Annotated in this window: 10 protein-coding genes; 4 read left to right on the top strand and 6 right to left on the bottom strand. The window is 52.3% G+C overall.

Features of this window, described 5'->3' with window-relative positions; all coding sequences use genetic code 11:
• Positions 1 to 318 precede the first annotated feature (318 nt).
• On the top strand, positions 319 to 900 hold the full coding sequence (locus tag ACAW87_RS04470; protein WP_370721955.1) for a DUF4136 domain-containing protein: 582 nt from the start codon (positions 319 to 321) through the stop codon (positions 898 to 900).
• A 113-nt stretch (positions 901 to 1,013) separates the two neighbouring features.
• Positions 1,014 to 1,292, top strand: coding sequence for a hypothetical protein (locus ACAW87_RS04465; RefSeq protein WP_370721954.1), 279 nt, complete (start codon positions 1,014 to 1,016; stop codon positions 1,290 to 1,292).
• On the opposite strand, the gene ACAW87_RS04460 is transcribed toward ACAW87_RS04465, so the two are convergent.
• From ACAW87_RS04460 to ACAW87_RS04450, 3 genes are all read right to left on the bottom strand, one after another.
• Positions 1,286 to 2,632 (bottom strand): peptidoglycan DD-metalloendopeptidase family protein, encoded by a 1,347-nt coding sequence (locus ACAW87_RS04460; protein ID WP_370721953.1) that lies wholly within the window; start codon positions 2,630 to 2,632, stop codon positions 1,286 to 1,288. The genes ACAW87_RS04465 and ACAW87_RS04460 overlap by 7 nt on opposite strands.
• A gap of 282 nt (positions 2,633 to 2,914) precedes the next feature.
• The gene (locus tag ACAW87_RS04455; RefSeq protein WP_370721952.1) at positions 2,915 to 4,399 is read right to left on the bottom strand and encodes an APC family permease; all 1,485 of its coding nucleotides are present in this window, start codon (positions 4,397 to 4,399) and stop codon (positions 2,915 to 2,917) included.
• 114 nt (positions 4,400 to 4,513) lie between these two features.
• Positions 4,514 to 8,542 carry a GEVED domain-containing protein gene (locus ACAW87_RS04450; RefSeq protein WP_370721951.1) on the bottom strand — a complete coding sequence of 1,343 codons (4,029 nt, stop codon included), beginning with the start codon at positions 8,540 to 8,542 and terminating at the stop codon, positions 4,514 to 4,516.
• A 108-nt stretch (positions 8,543 to 8,650) separates the two neighbouring features.
• Here ACAW87_RS04450 and ACAW87_RS04445 point away from each other — a divergent pair, with 108 nt between their 5' ends.
• Both ACAW87_RS04445 and ACAW87_RS04440 read left to right on the top strand, forming a co-directional pair.
• Positions 8,651 to 9,283: a DUF6134 family protein gene (locus ACAW87_RS04445; RefSeq protein ID WP_370721950.1), complete on the top strand. Its 633-nt coding sequence runs from the start codon at positions 8,651 to 8,653 to the stop codon at positions 9,281 to 9,283.
• Positions 9,284 to 9,388: 105 nt separating this feature from the next.
• Positions 9,389 to 10,645: a lytic transglycosylase domain-containing protein gene (locus ACAW87_RS04440; RefSeq protein WP_370721949.1), complete on the top strand. Its 1,257-nt coding sequence runs from the start codon at positions 9,389 to 9,391 to the stop codon at positions 10,643 to 10,645.
• Positions 10,646 to 10,711: 66 nt separating this feature from the next.
• Here the strand turns inward: ACAW87_RS04440 and ACAW87_RS04435 are convergent, their stop codons facing one another.
• From ACAW87_RS04435 to ACAW87_RS04425, 3 genes are all read right to left on the bottom strand, one after another.
• Complete coding sequence (locus ACAW87_RS04435) at positions 10,712 to 12,871, bottom strand: c-type cytochrome domain-containing protein (protein ID WP_370721948.1); 2,160 nt, start codon at positions 12,869 to 12,871, stop codon at positions 10,712 to 10,714.
• Between the two features lie 70 nt (positions 12,872 to 12,941).
• Complete coding sequence (locus ACAW87_RS04430) at positions 12,942 to 14,393, bottom strand: DUF1501 domain-containing protein (RefSeq protein ID WP_370721947.1); 1,452 nt, start codon at positions 14,391 to 14,393, stop codon at positions 12,942 to 12,944.
• Complete coding sequence (locus ACAW87_RS04425; RefSeq protein WP_370722816.1) at positions 14,390 to 16,750, bottom strand: PSD1 and planctomycete cytochrome C domain-containing protein; 2,361 nt, start codon at positions 16,748 to 16,750, stop codon at positions 14,390 to 14,392. The genes ACAW87_RS04430 and ACAW87_RS04425 overlap by 4 nt, the downstream gene beginning before the upstream one ends.
• Positions 16,751 to 16,770 lie beyond the last annotated feature (20 nt).

Below are 16,770 nucleotides of genomic sequence, written 5' to 3'. Positions count from 1 at the left end.
CCGGGTCCTCACTTATACGAGGAGGTCTGTTTGCCGGGTACTTTACTATTAGAGTTTGGTTAGAGAACAGCGGAGATCAGCTGTATAAGTTAGCTTTTCTGGATATCTAACTTGTTAATTGTCAAATTGTTAAACCACCGCTTCCCGAACTGACCGTAGTGAATTTCTAGAACTTTAGACTTCTGATTTTGGTTATTATAGTGCCACACAATAGCAGTCACCTGCGTACCGTTTATTGGTAGTCTACGATGACATTTAGTACTTGTGGGGCCTTACCCTGCGTCGGGCAGACGACTGATTATCTAACAAAACACAACCATGTATATCAAAGGCTTAGTAGCGGGTTTATTCGTAGCGGGTTTACTTGCTTCCTGTGCACCGTCGATTGCCGTTAAATACGACTACGACCCAAAAGTGAATGTACGTCAGTTCAGCACGTACCGCATCGAGGCTGACCGGCAGCGCAATGCCGATCCTATTGTGGGTAGCAACCTGAATCAGCGCCGCATTGCCGAAGCGCTGGACCAATCGTTACAGGGGCTTGGTTACAAACCATCTGAAGATATTGGCGCTGATCTGGTGGTTCGTTTCTTCACCGATTCTAAAGATCGTCAGCAAGTTCAATCAACCGGCATGGGTAGCCCCTTTGGTTGGGGTGGCTGGGGTTGGGGTGGTGGTATGAACAATCAGGTGTATTCGCGTCAGTACGAAGAAAACCGGGTTGTTGTCAACATCTACGATAGCCGTACCAACAACATCGTTTGGCAGGGTTGGGCCACTGGTCAGCTGAATACTAAGAAAAACGAGAAAAACCGTGATCTGGCTTTCCGCGAAACAGTGGTTAGCATCATGAAGAACTTCCCGCAAAGTGCCGGTCAGGATTACGGAGCAGCGAGGTAACTTCAATATTTTCGGTAACAAATAGTAACCTGTGGCCCTGGTCTTCGTCTAAGACTATAAGGGCCACAGGTTTTTTTATGCATAGTGAACGGGTGCTGCCGGACGCATCGGTAATGTCGACTTCATCAAAGAACACGATTTACGCATTGTTGGTAGGCTTCGGGCTATTTATAGCCGGAGGCGCCGGACTACTGTGGGTCGATAATCGGCGCATTGAACGCCATACCGACGAACTGAACGATCTGCGTATTCACTTGAACGGCCGCGATCAGGACGTTGATAAGCTCCGTCGCCAACTTCGGGCCTGTTGCCCAGATAGTACAGTGTTGCTCAAACCACCCACTTCAGAAACGCCTCAAAAGACCCCCACCTCACACGGTTGGGATCATTGAGCACGACTAGGCCGTAGGAGCCACCCCGTTTGCCCTGTTTCGCCGCGTACCAGCAGAAAGTTAGGCAACTGAGCCAACACGCGCACCGATGTACCTACAGACAGCGTAGTGATCACCGCTGCTGCAGGATGCGCCTCATCGAGCAACGGCGTAGGTACGTTGATCGATTCGCTTCGCACCGGCTTTTCAATTGATTCAAAGCTTCCTTTAGCCACGTACCCAGCTTGTCCGTTGGGTAGTAGAACGCGCAACCAGTTGGCGGTTCCTCCCTGCACAGTCATAAACTGTTGACGGGATAACGAAGTCAACACCGGTGAATCGCTACCGGGAGCCAATCGCAACTGACCGCGTGTGGTGGTTAACCTAACGGAATCACCGAGCAGGGAAACGGCGGGTAGCTCCTGCCGGGCGGGGCCGGGGCCAAGCCGCACGAAGGGTAACGGGTCAACAGCCCCTTTATTAAACGAATAAATGCCAAAATGAAGATGTGGCCCGGTTGTGCGTGCATTGCCTGTATTCCCTATGAAACCAACCGTATCGCCGATACTCACCCTTTGCCCATCGGTGACGTTAAACCGGTCGAGGTGGGCATAGTACAGGCGCTGTTGGCGGTCATTATCGGTCAGGAAGACCACGTTGCCACCTAGCTCATTCACGCCTACTCGGGAGATAACGCCATCGACGGAGGCCACGGCAGGCGTACCGCGTGGCGCAAAAATATCAATACCTTCGTGTCTGCGACGACCGCCATCGCGAGCTACACCAAAATAGCTGCTGATTTGTCTACTCGTACGCCCTTTCACGGGAAAGCTTAACACCGGGTCGCGGGTGACGGAGATGGTGTAGCGGCCCGAACGCAGTAACTCGGGCTGAATACGAATGAGGTGGGTTTGTGTACGTCGTGGTTCCCAAACCAGTTCGGCCGTGGCGTTACTGTCGGCGTTAGCCTTCGCAAACGCGACCAGATCGGGCGTGGCGTTGCCCAAGGAAAAGACATCGATAAATACGCGCCCCGCCTCCCGCCCCTGCACCTCGACCCGAATCGTTAGCTTATCGCCCCGACTACCGTCGATTCGGTAGCCTACAGCCACTGGTTTAGTAGCCGAGAAATAACCACTTTCGCGGTAAGGTACCGTAATTTTCAGGGAGTCGAGCAATGCCCTGTCGGCCGCCGCCGCCCAGTCTATGCCCAGTGCGGTCTCATCAAGTTGGGCCGTTTTCAGCGAACGCTGATATTGTTCGTGCGGCGTATTGGCACGAAACAGGGTACTGCCGGGACCATTCGTCGTGCAGGACGCTGCCCATACCAACAGCGAAGTAAAAGTGATAATAACTTTCATAACGTATCAACAACGTCCTGTTCGGACGAAGAGAGTTGAGTGAAGGATGCCATCTAGTGCAGCAGATAGAATCCTTTCTATTGTCAACGAACGGGCTCACGCTTTAGTTAAACGACTTACCAACGACCGCTAACTTGTGAGTTGGACTCCAGATTCTCCGTGTTTGCTCACGTATCAGATATCAGCGCACAGCACTGACAGTGAGAATACGCGAAGGCCCCATCTATTCCGTAGACGGGGCCTTCGTATCCACCAATCGAAAAAAAATGCAAAGATTTCCTCTCAGCTATTCGAGCGTTTTGTCCAGAAGTAAACCGGCACGCCGAGTCCCGCGATTACCAGACCCATTCCGGTATTGAATCGGGTTTGCGGGTCGATCAGCAGAATCAGGCAGATACCGATACCGGCAACCATGTACAGGGCGGGTACGAACGGGTATCCGAAGGCGCGGTAAGGCCGCTCGGTATTGGGTTCTTTAGCCCGAAGCAGAAACAGCCCGCCAATTGTGACGATGTAGAACACGAGCGAAGCGAAGGTGCAATAGTCAAGCAAGTCGCCGTATTTACCCGAGAGGCAGAGCAACGACGCCCAGCCGCACTGCAACCAAAGAGCGGCCCCCGGCACCGAATTTTTGTTCAGCTTACTGGCCGATTTCAGAAACAGACCGTCGGTAGCCATGGCATAATACAGCCGTGCACCCGACAGAATCAGGCCATTGTTACAGCCGAAGGTCGACACCATAATCAGTACCGCCATGATGCCTACGGCCACATCGCCAAACACCATGGAGGCAGCGGCGGTACCGATGCGGTCAAATTCAGCGAATTGCATACCCCGACCCACTACGTCGGCGGCATCGGGCAGTCCTTTCAGAGGTAACACGGCCAGGTACGCGATATTGGCCAGCGCGTATATGGTGGTGACCAGCAACGTGCCGAAGAATAAACTGAGGGGAATATTCCGGCGTGGATTTTTAATTTCACCGGCGATAAACGTCACGTTATTCCAGGCATCGGCCGAAAAGAGTGAACCAATCATCGATACGCCGAAAGCCAGCAGCAGCGCTGAACCAACCAAAGGGGTAATGCTCACGGCGTTGGTGACGGGATCGACAACCGTTTTGGTCGCTGTCCACATATCCTGAAAATTGGCCGTCAGCGACCCGTTTGCCATGCCAAAGCCGATGCCCAGCAGAAGCAGCCCGAATAGCGCCACAAGTTTAGCCGAGGTGAATACGTTTTGAATCAGTTTGCCGCTTTGTACACCCCGGCTGTTCAGCCAGGTAAGCAACACGATACTACCGATGGCAAAGAATTTTCCCAGCGAAAACGTGACGGGTCCAATAGCGAACCAGGTAATCTCGGGGTTCAGCGCGGGCACAAAAACCGCCGTAAACTTGGTGAAGGCCACAGCCACCGCCGCAATGGTGCCGGTCTGGATGACAGTGAAAACGGTCCACCCATAGACGAAACCCAGCAACGGATTGTAGGCCCGTTGAATATACACGTACTGACCACCAGCCTTTGGCATCATCCCGGCCAGCTCACCGTAACTCAGGGCTGCGGCCACGGTCAGAATACCGGTCATGATCCAGAGCATCATAAGCCAGCCGGGTGAGCCCAGGTTACGGGCCATCGATGCCGATACAATAAAAATGCCCGATCCAATCATGGAACCCGATACAATCAGGGTGGAGTCGAGCAGACCGAGCGAGCGGTTAAAGTGATCAGAAGAAGTAGATGGTTCAGGGGTTGTTGATGGCGTCATAAAGCGCGTATTCGGTCGAAATAGGATCGTATTCGTTTCTCAATAGCAAGAACGACCAAAGAAAACGGATAACAAAACTGGGAAAGCCTTTCAGTAAACTTCCCCGCTTTTTCTTTATCGAACCCGTACGCTAACCACCGCTTCATCATCTTCACCCAGACCATGTCCATTTGTGTGGGGCGAATCGAGATCGGGCTGCCCTGCCGCCGTAATCAATCCCTGGATGTGCTGCTCGCCACTGCCCGCCACCTGCACAGGTACGTTAACGACGGTGACCTGACCGGCCGCCAGATTGGCCACCGTGAGCGTTACCACCTGCCCTTCAATAATCAGTCCGGCGGTATTTGTCACCACCCAGCCAGCAGGAAGAGTTACCGTAGCGGTGATGCCAGTGGCAGTAAGTACCCCCCGGTTCGCCACCACCACAGACACATTGATGGGGGAGCCCGATAGTGGTGTTCTTTCGTTTACTTGCAGCGAAAGGCTCAGATCTGCTTCAGTGTCTTCGGGCAGTGGTTGATTGCCTAGCACAGTCGGCAACACGCGTGGCGTTGGGTTGGGCGATTCAAAGAGGCTGTTTCCCGTTTCGCGGGTACGCAAATCAACACTGGCCGCATCGTCGTCGCCATCAGCCGTCCCTGAATTCAGGTAGCTATCGGTATCCTCGACGCTGGAGGCAATAATCTGAGCAGCTAAATGGTAAACACCCGGCTGAGTAACCAGTGCGCTGAACGAGAACGTACCTGACGTTGACGTACCAGCGGGCAACGCATCCACCACAGCCATGTAAACAGTTTCTCCATCGCTGGCTATCGATGTTAGGCTGCTACCGGCAAACGTCATGTTGGGCGGCAACAGACTTTTCACCAGTACCCCGTCTGCCAGTTGCGGACCCGCGTTACTGACCACAACCGTGAACGTTACTACTTCATTGACCGCCGGTGTGCGGTTACTGACTACCATTGCCAGCGCCAGATCAGCTGCCGCCAACGTGGTAAATGATTGCGATTGCGAATACTCGGACAAGATGCCACCCGAACAAAGCACCCATACCCGAACAGCATAATCAGTGTTGGGCACCAACCCAGTCAGTTGTGCATTAGGCGCGTTAACGGTCATTGAACCAGGCCAGTTGATCAAACCCACTTCCTGCCATTCAACCACATAAGTCGATAGATCCCGGTTTTCCCAGGTCACTGAAGCTGATGTGGCCGACAGACCAACCACCGTGATGGAGGCTGGTGGTTCGCAGGGTTGAACAACCGTGATGACAGCCTCTCCATTGCTCACCCCTACACCACAACTGTTTTCAACCTGAATGAGCGAATACGATGTGGTAATGGTTGGGTTTACCGTAAGGGCGAAGGGCGACGTGGTTATACCACTAAACGAGTTCCCGTTTCCTATGGTAAACGACCACGGCCCTGAACCAGCCAATGACACACTAAGTGTAGCTGTTTGGCCAGAGGTAATAGTTTGTGAACCAGCCAACGTAGCCGAAGCAGATGCGCACACGCTAATGACATAATCTTCGGTTTCACCATAGGTGACGGTGGAGCACGGATCTGATGGCACCATGATATAGGCAACTCTGACCCGCATTCGATACTCGCCCGGGGCTGTGTTGCCAGGCAACGCCAGCGAACCGGCAATGGAAGTTGTTTGTAGAGTAGGTGACGAGTAGCTTAATTCACCAGCACTGAAAATGCCATTTTTATCCAGATCAATCCAGATAGCCAGCCCTTCCTGATACACTGTACTCAGCAACGATGCCAGGAACGGATACGATTGTCCAGCCCTGAGTGTAGCCCCAACAGTTGTAAAAGACTGGTAAGCTCCCGGTGAACAACCCGAATTACTGCTCATCACAAAATTGCCCAGGGTAAATCCGTTCAGTCCATCATTATCAGCACAGCCTTCCTCAATTCCCGGAATACAGTAAGCTAGTGGACCATTAGCCGTAAAGCTGACAGGTGGTGAATAGGCCGACGGACCCGACGAACAGTTGGTCGCGACCCGCCATTCATAGACCGCATTAGTGGTTAAACCGGCAAGGGTATAGCTCATCGACGAAACCAGCGCAATTGTGGTCCAAGCTGGGTTTCCAACCAATCGCCATTGCAGGGAATAGGTATTATCGGCCCCTCCGCTCCAGTTTAGCTGAGCGGAGTTGCTGTAGATGGGGGCAGTTGTCAATCCAATTGGGGTTGAACAGGCTGTCACGAATAAGCCAGCTACCGATAGAGGTGAACTGCCCGCAGTACCACAAAGCGCCAGCACCTGCCATTCATACGTCCGGTCGAAAGAGAGGCCACTTAGTGTGAGTGAAGTTCCCGAGATACCGCTAACAGAAGACCAGTTGCTTGTGCCTGTTGGCCGATATTGTACAGCGAAAGGTGGTCCTCCGGTCGAGGCAGTCCACGCCAGCACGGCGGTGGTGGTTCCCACAGCGGTAACTGTTAGTGCCGTTGGGGCCGCACAGTTGGCCGGGTTTACAATAGTCAGCAGATAATCTTCAGCCTCACCACCAGCGTAATTTCCGCAGGGGTCGGTCGGCAGTGTTGTTGCAGTCAACACACGCACCTGCACTGATCCGATGGTTAAACTGACGGGTAAGGCCAGCGATAACGTAACGCTACCTGTACCTGCAGCCGGTGTACGGGCCAATAATTCTGTACCTTCAAAAACTCCGTTTCGGTTCAAATCGACCCAAACGGCGGTGTAGAGCGGTACACCTGCATTTAGTAGGGTAGCCGAAAAAGGAATACTCTGGCCCGCTCCAGCCACTGCCGAGATGGTTGTTAACGACGAATATCCAGACACCGCACAACCCGACACCGTACTCAGGATGGTCCCATTCAGCGTTACACTCGCCAACCCGTTGCTAACCGCACACGACGATACATACGTCGGTTTACACACAGGCACATTCACAACCACCACTTGACTCAAACTTCCGGTTGTTGTGTTGGAAGGGCGTATTCGGTAATAAAAAACGCCACCCATAGGCAGATTAGCGTCTGTAAACGACGTTTGGTCGGGGCCTGTGCCACCGACCGACCCAAAACCATCTGTCGGCCTGGCAGAGCGCTCTACAAAATACCCCATTTCATTCGTTGCCAGATCCTGCCAGTTCAGCGCTACCGAGCGGCCATTGGCCGAGAGTGTGACCGAGAGGTTAGCGGGCGCTGTTACGGCCGTGACCGGATACGTCAGCGAATAAGCCGTGTGATTCTGTCGAAGCGCCAGCCCTGCCGCCATCCGATCATACTGACCCGTTGTAAAATCGTGGGTACAGGGGAAATAATACGACATAATGTTGGTAATCGATGGCGTATACTGCGCGCCCTGTGGATCAGTAGCCGTGCCGTTATACTGCTGACAGCCATTGACTGATGCAGTGCTAGCTCCTGCCCGGCCATACGGATCAGCAGGGGTATCGCACACTAGATCACCGGCCGTGGTACAGTTAGCCCCCACTCCCCTTGTCACCAACTCAGGTACGTTGCCTGTACTACCCTGAAAGGTGTGGTATAGGTTGAAATTATGGCCTAGTTCGTGCGGCAGTAATCGGTTCCCCAGATCGGCTTCATTAGATTCGTTCAGAATAAATGACCGGGTTGTTTTCAACAGATTCGCCGGAAAATAAGCGTATCCTCCTAATCCAGACTCAGAGAAACTGTCGACGAAATACATATTCATCGCATTGGGTACGTCCCGTCCTGCTACAACAATGTCTTCGTTATCAGGGTTAAAGACACTGTAGTATGAATCATTGTCAATGTAATCAGGTGTATTGCCGGCAAAATAAAACTGGATGCCAAATCCGTTGAGCAGGTAATAGCTGTTCGTGACAGCCATTATCCGATTCAGTTTGGCCAGATTAATGCCACCTGCGCCAGCCGATGTTCGGAAAATGTGCGGACGGATGGGTACATACGTCAATGCTGTTGGGGCAGCGTTCGCTGACATTTTCATGGCTAACGCCAGCTTTGCCAACTGATCGAGTTCGCGCCGCTGCCCGTCTGTCAGTTCTGGGGCGCCGCAAAACAGAGCTGATGGAGGTATTTTTTGCTGAGCCTGACTAACGTATCCTGTCGTAAGCGAGATAAATAAGACACTCAAAAAGTAAACTAGACGCATACGATATGTTTAGAGTTAGCATAGGCTGATAATGGTAAGTATATCTACACAAAACGAGCCAAAAACCGAGTTAACTAAACAGAAATATTTATAATAATCTGAGCCCAAATGCCTTTATTTTCTCACCACCCTATTGTGCGATCTATGGTACTGTTGCTCCTACTTCTTGGAACAACCAGACAGGCGATTGGGCAACAAGGACTAGAAACCCATCATTATGCCATTGACATTGCTGGCGCAAGAATCGGCACTATGACGGCAACCCGTCATCAATTAACTGACAATGAGGCACTTTACACACAAATCAGTGATGTTCAGGTTAATTTTTTGGTTTATAAGTTGATCATTTATTATAAAGTGATTAGCCGTTTCAAAAATGATCAGCTCATGCTGAGTACGGTAGAAGCCCGTACGAATAAAGGCACGTACAGTTCACGCACCGAATGGAAAGGTAACTACTACGATATTGAGGCTAATCAGTATAAATACGTACGCAAAGCCCGGGAAAACCGCAAAATTGACTTTACCGTTTCGAAGCTGTACTTTAGCGAACCAACTGGACGTCAGCAGGTATATGCCGAATATTTCGGCGACTATTTTACCACAGCGCTAACGTCCCGCCCCTCTTATAGGGCAAAGCTTGCCGACCGCGAAGATGAGTATATCTACGAAAAAGGTAGATTGGTTCGTGTTATCAAAAAGAATGCACTGAAGAATTTCAATATCCGGCTGCTGGACTAAGCCGAACGAGGAGCGCGAACAGAGAGATTGGAGACCAGCGGTTACCGTACCTACCTCAGGCAGGTACATTAATTTGCCACCCAATAGCCTCTGCGCTTCCCATACATGCGAATTCTGCTACTTGCCACTACTATTTGCTTTAGCCTTCTTCAAGGCAATCTGCTTTGGGCACAGTTGGTACCTCAGGTAACTGCGCCCACCAACAGCGATGTGCACTTTTGTGGAGAACAACTTCCCAGCTACCTGCCTATTGTTGCCCAACGGTGGAATAAAACTATTGTTCGCCGTGCCCGGTATACCAATGAATTGATTGATATTCAGCGAAAAGCAGCCGTTCTGTTTCCCATTATCGAACCCATTCTGGAGCAAAACGCCATTCCTAAAGACCTGAAATATCTGGCGCTTGTAGAAAGTGAGTTAAAAAATAAGGCTATATCCCGAAAAGGGGCCGCCGGGCTTTGGCAGCTTATGCCACAGACTGCCCGGAAGCTTGGCCTGTCTGTTCGCAAACGGAATGATCAGCGGTACGATGTTCGCAAGGCTACTCAGGCCGCCTGCCGGTATTTATGGGAACTCTATCGGCAAACAGGCTCCTGGATGCTGGCGGCTTCAGCCTATAACTCCGGCCCAACCTATATTGCTCAGCTTAGCAAAAAATTCCCGCTCGATCACCCGCTGATGCTGCCCTTTGCCAAAGCGGAAACACAACTCTATGTGTATCAGGCACTGGCTTACAAGGAGTTGCTGACTCGTCCAGAACACTATGGTGACCTCCTGAGTGACGAAGCCATTCTTGCAATTTCCGGGCAAAAGATCAAACTAACTTCCGCTGATCGACAATCGATGCTGGCGGTGATTGAAACACCCCACCCCGAAACAGAAAGCGAGAACGTACCTGACGAGATGTCGGTTGCTTCGTTAGCTGATGCTACGGTGCTGATTGGCGGCGAAACAACACGCGAAACAGTTCGCTTAACCGATGTGCGGCCCGTTGCGCTGACCCAAACCAAAGCCGCACCCGTTTCTGAGTCGGTATCCCGATTTTGGCCGTCCCTACAAACCCGCAGCCTCACCAATACCGAATTAACCGAAGGGCAACTGTTTGTATTTGAGGTGACCAGCCCTCAGACCATCGATGAAACAAAACTGATGGTGGGCGATATGGTATACGCGCACATCGAAATCATCGACAAAGCATCGAGGCGTGTGTATCTCCGGGCCGATCGGGTTATGTCGTCACAAACCCGCGAATCTAAGCCGCTCCGACTGGTGGCCGTTGATAAAAGCCATACACCTGGTGTGCCTATGCCTGTTCGCGATGTACTGGCCACCGGCTGGCAATTAGCCTGGGAAAAACTTTAATGGATGAAGCCAACAATCAAGCCTGCCTTCGTGCAGGCTTTTTTTATACCCCAATGAAGAATCCAATCAATTAAAAAATACCTCATCCACAAAAACCCAGCCGGGGTCGCCCTTGCCCCGATGCCAGGCCGGTAGTTTAGTGACCGGATGGGCTACTACCTTTACAACGGCGCAACCTTCACCCTTTAGCGCCACTTGAATGCCTTCGATCCGTGCCGGTTCTTCTTTTTTCGGCTGCTCCGGTTCAATTTTTCGGAGCAGTTTCAAATGCGCCTTATCGGTCCCTCCCCAAATTTCGACGGAAGTTGGGGGCATAATGTAGTTGCCGGTGCTTTTACCAATGCTTAAGGTAACCGATTTGAGCGGCACTGGACGGCCAAAAGTAAAGAAGGCCTCGAACGGCTTTTCGCGGTAGCCAAGCCAGGCCACGTCTTTTGCATTTTCTATCGTCCCTTTTTTCTGATCGATCAGAGTTTTACCCCCCTCGCCCACGTATTGCGGGTTGGGTTCATTGACCAATTCGACCCGGCCGGGCTGGTATTGCCGACCAAAAAAAGTGTATTCGACCAGTTCGCTGGTATACCATTTGTCTTTAGTTGCCCGTGCCTTCACGACCGTGTAGCCATTGACGGCAAACGGTTTTCGATAAACAGGCCCGTTCACCGAATCAGGGTCCGTTCCGTCGGTCGTGTAGCGGATAGCAACGCCCCGTAGCGGATGCCTGAACGTAACGGGTGTTTGGGCGGTCACTACAAACTGCTCGTTGACCAGAATAGGCGGGTTCAACTTCAGGATCTCGGCATCGTCAGGTACGTACCCGGCCATAAACCGAATGTCCCTATTTTGCTGTTGTAGTTGAGCCAAATCAGTTGCTGTGATGGGCGTATTCCAGACAAATACTTCTTTTAAACCAGGCAGTTGAGCCAACGCAGCCAGGGTAGCCCTGTCTACTTTGGTACCCGACAAGGCGAGACTAGTCAGTTTGGCGAGTTTTTTCAGATCGGTCAACGTCTGGCCAGTTATCTCACTGTTATTCAGAATAAGCTTTTCGAGATTTTCAAACTGGGTAATGATTTTCAGGTCTTCGTCCTGCACCGGCATATTGGTCAGGTTAAGCGAAACGAGTTGCGTTTTCACGTCAGACAGTTCTGAGAGGTGTTCTGACTTGTAAGCCTCTCGCACGTAAAAACTAGCCTGCAAGGCCGGAGAGCCATGCGCCAGCGGTACCACCACCCGAAATGGCGTATTCACCTTTTTGAGCGTTTCGGGCGAAACCGCATCGAATGTATAGCTAGCTTCGCCGCCCTTCCCGGTTTGGGTTTGGGTACGTAAATGAGCCTGTACCATCAGGCGTAGGGGATCGTTCTGAGCCAAGGCCCGCAACGATTTCTTTGTGTCGGCTCCGGCTTTAATCCAGGCGGTCAGCAAGGCAACTTCGTCGGGTGCCAGTTGAGGCTTGCCCTTGGGAGGCATATGCTTTTTATCGTCGAGGGGCAGGTCGACGCGCTGAATCAGGTGACTGTTGAGTGGATCACCCGCTACCCAGACAGGTCCATTTTTACCCCCTTTCAGTAAACCCGCCAGGGTACTCATCAGCAATTGCCCTTTCTGTTTCTGTTCGTTATGGCACTGATAGCATTTGGCTTTTAAAATCGGCTCAATGGTACTCACGAACACGGGCGTCTCGTCGGTAAACGCGATGGCTGTTTCTGGCTCAGCGTTCGGAAACAGGTACTCTTCACCGTGGGTTAAACTGGCACCAAAGTGCCCGGTGACAAACAGGCAAAGGGTACTCAAACCCAATAGTGGGCCAAAGACCGGTTTATTTCCGGCCTCTCGCTGAGACAGCAGAAAGAGACCATAAGCCAACACGCTCATACCCACGCCAGTGTATTTATGCCAGTTGAGCAAATTATCGGCATACCCACCCTCACGCGACAGAAAGAAACCCATTAACGCAGCCGTGACTGACGTCAGAGCGGTAATCAACAGCAAAAAGCGAAAAAGCAGCTCAACGCCATCTCCGGCAAAAGACCGCCTGAAAACCCACAGTAACCCAACTACCACCAATAGCCCGATGGGTAAATGCAAGAGCATGGGGTGGAGTCGTCCAATGGGTTTCAACCAAACAGGAATAGTCACCTTTTCCTGGAAAATCAGCAGGAAAATGAGCAGCAGGTTGAGGGCAAAAAGGACGTTGGCGGCAACCGCCTGAAAACGACGCATGGCAGGTGAATGGCAATTTGAACGATTTAAATCTTTGGCTTCCGGCAGCAACCGTTACCCGAAACCGGGTTTAGGCAATTAGTCCCGGTAGCACGTTGCCGGCAATGTCGGTTAGGCGATACCGGCGACCGAGGTGCTTGTAGGTGAGACGCTCGTGGTCAAGCCCCATCAGGTGCATTACGGTGGCGTGGAAATCATGAATATGCACCGGATCGCGCACCACGTTATAGCCAAACTCGTCTGTTTCGCCATAAACGGTTCCCGGCTTCACGCCACCACCTGCCATCCAGGTACAATAGGCTCTCGGATGGTGGTCGCGGCCGTAATTGTCTTTAGTGGCGGTGCCCTGACTGTAGTTGGTTCGGCCAAACTCGCCGCCCCAGATCACGAGCGTTTCGTCGAGCAGTCCCCGCTGTTTAAGGTCCGTAATCAGGGCCGCTGACGCCCGGTCAGTATCTTTGGCCTGGAGGGGCATTTCGCCCACCATGTTGCCGTGCTGATCCCAGCCCTGATGGTATAACTGCACAAACCGCACCCCGGCTTCGGAAAGTTTTCGGGCCAGCAAACAGTTGGCCGCAAACGTACCTGGCACCAAACACTCGGGACCGTAGAGTTTAATGATATGGTCGGGCTCCTTGCTCAGGTCGGTCAGTTCGGGCACGGCCGTTTGCATTCGGTAAGCCATCTCATACTGCTGCACCTTTGCTTTGATTTCGGGATCGCCAAAATCGTCGTAGGCCAGGTTGTTCAGTTCGGCCAGATTGTCGAGCATCTTCCGGCGCGCGGCGCGGTCGGTACCTTCGGGGTTATTGAGGTACAGAATGGGTTCTTCGCCACTGCTAAACACAACGCCCTGATGCGTCGAGTCCAGAAAGCCGTTGGTCCAGAGTTTAGAATACACGCCCTGCCCATTGCCCTTACCGCGCGACAGCAGTACCGAAAAAGCGGGGAGGTTTTTGTTGTCGGAGCCGAGCCCGTAGCTTACCCATGCCCCCATACTTGGACGGTTCCCCTGCTGTGCCCCCGTTTGCAGGAAAGTCAGCGCCGGGTCGTGGTTGATAGCCTCTGTGTTCATCGTTTTGATCATACAGATATCGTCAACGATGTTGGCAATGTTCGGGAACAGCTCACTCATCCACATCCCCGACTTTCCATACTGCTTAAACTGAAAGTGCGACCCCACGAGTGGGAACTTAGCCTGATTGGCGGTCATCCCCGTGAGCCGTTGCCCATTCCTGATAGAAGCCGGTAATTCCTGCCCCGCCATTTTGTTGAGCATCGGTTTGTACTCGAAGCTTTCATATTGCGAGGGGGCACCATTCTGAAACAGGTAGATAACCCGCTTGGCTTTCGGTGCAAAATGAGCAATACCCAGCGGCAACCCATCTGCTTCGTCGTCAGCGCCACGAAACAAGTCGGGCACGAGTAATGAACCCAGTGCCAGTCCACCAATACCGGCGGCGGCTTTGCCCAGGAAATGCCGACGGTTTACATTCAGCCGATTTTCAATAAACTCGTTCATAGCATGATAGCTTCTTCGAGGTTGTACAACATCAACAGCGTTTGCATGAGGGCCGCCGTAGCGGGTTTATCAGCCACGGTGGCCGCAGGAGTTTCCCCAACGGCCAGCAGATTGGCCGCTTTTTTAGGAGTGGCCGTAAACGCCGATTTTTCGTCGGCGTAGTAGGCCTGCAGTACTTTCATCTCCTTGCTTTTGGGCGTTCGACAGAGAATTAACCGAAACGCTTTTTCTATTTTATTGTCTGGCATCGATTTCTCGAGCATCAACTTTTCGGCCAATACCCGCGCCGATTCCAACACCATCGGGTCGTTGAGCATGGCCAGTGCCTGTAGCGGCGTGTTTGTACGCGACCGTTTCACTTCGCACTGATCGCGGTTACTGGCATCGAACATGAGCATAGACGGGGGCGGCACGGTACGCTTAATAAACACATACATGCCCCGGCGATACAGGGCCGTTCCGTGGTCTTGTACATAACGCGCCAGCGATCCCCGACCCGACGTTGCCACTTCCCACAAGCCTTTAGGCTGATACGGTTTTACGCTTGGCCCGCCCACTTCGGGGTTCAGCAAGCCGCTGCTCGTCAGTACCAGATCGCGAACCAGTTCGGCCGGAAGGCGCAGCCGGGGTGCGTGCGAGAGGTACACATTTTCGGGGTCTTTGGCCAGTTTTTCTTTGGTAATAACAGCCGATTGCCGGTAGGTAGCCGACAGCACAATCTGCTTCACCAGCCGTTTGATGTCCCAATTATGGGTTCGGAAGTCGACTGCCAGCCAGTCGAGCAGTTCGGGGTGAGAAGGCAACTCGCCCTGCATACCAAAATCGCCTACGGTTTTCACCAGTCCCCGCCCGAAAAACTCCTGCCACAGCCGGTTAACGAATACCCGTGCTGTGAGTGGATTTTTTGGATCGGTCATCCAGCGGGCCAGACCGAGCCGGTTTTGGGTATATTTTTTCGCATCGAAGGGCATGATAAAGGCTGGCATCGCTGCCGAAACCTCCTTCGACGGCTGATCGTAGTTGCCCCGGCTAAGCACGTGCGTTTTTCGGAGCGTGTCCTGATCTTTCATCACCATGACCATGACTGAAGCCGTATCTTTTTTATTGATGAACCGAAGCAGGTCCTTCACATCCTGATCGGTTATTTTCAAGTTTGGAGGATCGGCGAATGACGCGTCGATAGTACCAAAAAGCCCTTTTTCCGGCACCTGATTAAAGAAGGCAAAGGCGCTGTAGTAATCTTTTTGGAGAATCGGGTCGTACTTGTGGTCGTGACATTTGGCGCATTCGTAGGTAAGGGCCAGAAAAGTCTTGCCAAACGTATTTGTTCGATCGGTAACGTACTCAATGCGGTACTCTTCATCGATCACCCCGCCTTCCTGCGTGATTTTGTGGTTTCGGTTGAAGCCCGTGGCCAGCATCATTTCTTTGGTGGGGGGCGTTCCGTTTGGGCCTTTTAGCAGGTCGCCGGCCAATTGCCAGGTCAGGAATTTATCGTAGCCATAATTCTGGTTAAAGGCATGGATCACCCAATCACGCCAGGGCCACATAGTTCGCAACCCGTCGTCCTGATAGCCATGAGAATCGGCATACCGAGCCACATCGAGCCATTGAATGGCCATTTTTTCGCCGTAGTGACGGCTCCTGAGCAACTCGTCGACTACCTTCTCGTAGGCATTTTCCGACGCGTCGTTGCTGAACCGCTTTTGCAAATCGAGCGATGGAGGCAGGCCCGTAAGGTCGAGCGATACGCGTTTCAACAGCCGCTCCTTGTCCGCTTCTGGATTAGGGGCCAGACCCATCTCACTCATTTTGGCCAGCGTGAAATGATCAATTGCATTACGTGACCAGTCTTCATCCGCTACTTCGGGCAGTTTGGGGAGTTGGGGCTGAATGAAGGCCCAGTGAGGTTTAAATTTTGCCCCCTGCTTTATCCACTTCTCGATGAGGGCAATCTGATGTTCCGTCAGTTTCAAGTTTGAATTAACAGGCGGCATCACCTCGGCCGTATCTCTTGTGGTGATGCGCAGCCACACCGCCGACGTCAATGGGTCGCCGGGGACAATACCATGCAGGTTTGGATTGTCTTTTAGGGCCGCATAGGCATCGGCCTCTGTATCGAGCCCCAGGTCGGCTTCCCGCTTGCTGGCATCGGGACCGTGGCATTTATAACAGTTATCCGACAGGATAGGACGAATATGAAAGTTGTAGTCGACCTCGTCTGGTATAGCAGCCGAAGCAACCGAGCCAATTTGACGGTTTGGGTTAAGGAAGCAAGCCGTTACCAGTACCGACAAGGCGATTCCGGTAATCAGATAGAGCCTGTTTCGTGTCAGCCAGCGCAGGAGTTGATGCACTTTTCTCACAGCCGATAAGT

It is taken from the genome of Fibrella aquatica (genome assembly GCF_041321135.1).
In the GTDB taxonomy this organism is placed as follows: Bacteria; Bacteroidota; Bacteroidia; order Cytophagales; family Spirosomataceae; genus Fibrella; species Fibrella aquatica.
The sequence above is the reverse complement of the archived record's forward strand: the minus strand, read 5'-3'. Positions and strand labels throughout refer to the sequence as shown.